Genomic DNA, 3,485 nt, shown 5'->3' on the forward strand with positions numbered 1-3,485 from the left:
CCGGCCCTGAGCGGGTCCCGGCCGCCGCGGCGGCCGGGACCCGCTCAGGGCCGGAGGCTCAGTTCCAGCCCTCGAACTCCACGGCCTCGTAGTCCTCGCGGTTGTCGTCGAGGGTCTCCTGGAGGGTGGCCGCGAGCGCGTCGAGCACCTTCTTCGGATCGGCGCCGTCGCCGTAGACCTGCGCCTGCGCGGCGCCGATCTCGGTGACGGAGCCCTGGTCCCAGTTGGTGTAGTCCGCGGTGCGGGCGTTCTCGAGCTGGGCGAGCGCGACGCCGTAGTTCGGGTTCTCCGCGACGAGGTCCTTGACCGTCTGGGTGTCGGCCGCGGCCTTCACGATCGGGACGTAGCCGGTGCCCGCATGCCACTCGGCGGACTTCTCCGGCTGGGCGAGGAAGCGGAACAGCTCGGCGCAGGCGTCCTGGCGGTCCTGGGAATCGCTGCGCACGATCGAGAGGCCGGAGCCGCCGGTCGGGACCTGCTTCTCCTGGCCCTCCTTGGAGAGCATGAACGCGGTGCCCACCTCGAAGACGCCCTCGGTGGCGGCGGTGGTGCCGGTCAGCCCGGCGGTCGAGCCGCGCATCCCGGCGGTGATGCCGGAGGCGAAGTCGGTCCCGGCGGCCTGCGCCATGTAGCCGAACTTGTCCTCGTGGATGAACTTGCGCTGCCACTCCAGCCACTCCACGCCGGCGTCCTCGTTGATCGTGACCGCGAAGTCCTCGTTCGCGTTCGCGCCGCCGAAGCCCCAGATGTCGGCCTGCGCGTGCCAGGCGTCGTCGGCCCCGACCGCGAGCGCCGCCAGCGGACGGCCCTCGACCTCGATCTTCGCCAGCTCGGGCGCGAACTCGGCGAGGTCCTCCCAGGTCTCGGGGCCCTCCTCGGGCAGGCCCGCCTCGATGTAGCGGGTCTTGTTGTAGTAGAAGAGCGGGGTGGAGCGGGCGAAGGGCACCACGAAGGTCTCGCCGGCGGCCTTGCCCTCGGCGACATAGTTGTCGATGTAGACGTCGAGGCTCCACTCGTCGTCGAAGTAGCTGTCCAGCGGGGCGAGCGCGTCGGAGTTGTAGAACTGGAGCCACTGCATCTCGGGGAAGCAGACGATGTCCGGGACGGTGCGGGCCTGGAGGGCCGCGGTGAACTTCTGGTTGAGGTCGGCGTAGCCGCCGACGGACTCGGCGATCGCGACGATCTCGTCCTGGGACTCGTTGAAGGCCGCGAACTGCTCGGCGAGGACCTCGTAGTTCACGCCGGTGAAGGGCGCCCAGAACAGGATCGGGGTGCGACCCTCGTACTCGGAGGGGACGGTGAGATCGGCCTGCGAGAAGCCGTCACGGATGTTGCTCTCGGAGTCACCACCGCCGCCCCCGCCGTTCGGGGCGCCGCAGGCGGCGAGGCCGGCGGCGCCGGCACCCAGGCCGAGGGCCGCCATCATCGTGCGGCGGGAGAGGTTCAGGGGGCTGCGGGACATGTGCATCGCTCCTTGGAGACGGGCCGGACCGGAGGGCTCCGGTGCGGTCGGGCGGGGTCGTCGGGTCGTGCGGGACCGGGGCCGGGCGCTCGTGCGCCCGGTCCGGCGGGTTCGGGGGTCGGGCCGGAGTGGCCCGGGACGGTCTAGACGGCGCGGGGCCGTCCCGTCGGCCTCACTTCATGGCGCCGGCGGCGAGGCCGCCGATGATGCGCTTCTGGGCGAGGAAGAAGAGGATCAGCATCGGCAGGGAGACGAACACGGCGCCGGCCATGATCACGCCCCAGTTGCTGTAGCCCTCCTGGCTGCGCAGGAACAGCAGCCCGATGGGGAGGGTGCGCATGTCCTCGGTCGAGGTGACGATCAGCGGCCACACGTACTCGTTCCACTTCCCGACCATGACGATCAGGGTGGCGGTGAGGATCATGGGGCTCGACAGCGGCACCACGATGGTGAGCATGCGGCGGATGTGGCCGGCGCCGTCGATCTCCGCGGCCTGCAGGATGTCCTTGTCGATCGTGCGCATGTGCTGGTAGATCAGGAACATCGCGAAGGCGCTGGCGATGCCGGGCAGGATGATCCCGGCGTAGGTGTTCAGCCAGCCGAGGTTCGCCACGGTGATGTAGTTGACGATCAGCGTCACGTGGCCCGGCAGCATCAGCGAGGCGACGATCAGGCCGAACACGATCTTCTTGAACCGGAACTCGACGAACACGAAGGCGTAGGCGCACAGGATCGCGAGCACGATCTCGAGCACGGTGCCGACGCCGGTGGTGATGATCGAGTTCAGGAAGAAGCGGTCGAACGCCGCGGCCTCCCAGGCGCCGACGAAGTTCGAGAACGTCAGCTCGGTGGGGATCCACTGCAGCGGCCAGCTGTAGATGTCCTGGTGCGGCTTCAGGGCCGAGGAGAACAGCCAGTACAGCGGCACCAGGAACACCGCGATCGTGGCGAGGACGCCGGCGATCAGCAGCGCGGTGACCCAGGGTCGACGGCGGGGGCCGCGGCGTCGGCCGGTGTTGCGCGGCACGGAGGTGCCCGCGGCGGCGGCCGTCCCGTCGGGGAGCTGGGCGGAGGGGGCGGAGCTCAGGGTGCTCATGAGTCGTAGTTCACCTTCTTCTCGCCGTAGCGGACCTGCACGTAGGTGATGACCAGGAGGATCGCGAGCAGCACGGTCGCGGCGGCCGAGGCGCTGCCGATGTCGAACTTCTGGAAGGCCTCCTCGTAGACCATCCAGCTCAGCGTGCTGGAAGAGGTCCCGGGGCCGCCGTCGGTCATGATCGAGATGATGTCGAAGGCCTGTGCGGCGGAGATGATGCCTGTGATCGAGAGGAAGAACGTGATCGGGCTCAGCAGCGGCAGGGTCAGGTGGCGGAAGAGCTTCCAGCCGTGCGCGCCGTCGAGGGCCGCGGCCTCGTAGAGGTCCTTCGGCAGGTCGAGGATCGCGGTGTAGCAGATGACCGTGACGAAGCCGAGGCGCTGCCAGGTGTAGGCGATGGTGATCGACCACAGCGACCAGTCCGAGGTCGTGGTCCACGCCGGGGAGTCCGCGCCGAACAGCGAGAACGCCCAGCGGGAGAGGCCGTAGTTCGGGTCGAACATGAACAGCCACAGGATGCCGACGGCGGCGCCGGGCAGCATGTGCGGCGCGAACGCCATGGTCTGCGCGAAGCCCGTGAACGGGACCTTCGTGGCCAGCAGGCTGCCCAGCAGCAGGCCGAGCACGAGGGAGCCGATCACGCTGACCCCGGTGAAGATCAGCGTGTTCATCAGGACCTGGCCGAAGCTCGCCGAGGTGAACAGGTCGACGTAGTTCTGCGCGCCCACCCACTCGGGGACGGGCTCGACGAAGTCCCACTCGAAGAAGCTCAGCCCGATGTTGTACAGCGCCGGGTAGTACGAGAAGACGATGATCGCGAGGAAGTTCGGGGCGATCAGCGCGAGGAAGAGCAGCGCGTCGCGACGGGCGCGGCGGCGGCGCTGGGGGGAGCGCCGACGGGCGGGCCGCTGCGCGGCGGGGGTCGCG

General features: G+C 69.4%; 3 protein-coding genes. All 3 read right to left on the reverse strand.

What is annotated here, in order from left to right:
* Positions 1 to 58: 58 nt before the first annotated feature.
* A complete protein-coding gene (locus tag L3K22_RS16520) occupies positions 59 to 1,462 on the reverse strand; it encodes an ABC transporter substrate-binding protein (protein WP_263312356.1) in 1,404 nt (467 codons plus the stop codon).
* Between the two features lie 172 nt (positions 1,463 to 1,634).
* A complete protein-coding gene (locus L3K22_RS16525; protein WP_263312357.1) occupies positions 1,635 to 2,558 on the reverse strand; it encodes a carbohydrate ABC transporter permease in 924 nt (307 codons plus the stop codon).
* Positions 2,555 to 3,485, reverse strand: a 931-nt coding sequence (locus tag L3K22_RS16530) for a carbohydrate ABC transporter permease (RefSeq protein ID WP_263312358.1), incomplete at its 5' end; no start/stop codon positions are given. The genes L3K22_RS16530 and L3K22_RS16525, both read right to left, overlap by 4 nt.

This window comes from Brachybacterium atlanticum (assembly GCF_025669985.1).
In the GTDB taxonomy this organism is placed as follows: domain Bacteria; phylum Actinomycetota; class Actinomycetes; order Actinomycetales; family Dermabacteraceae; genus Brachybacterium; species Brachybacterium conglomeratum.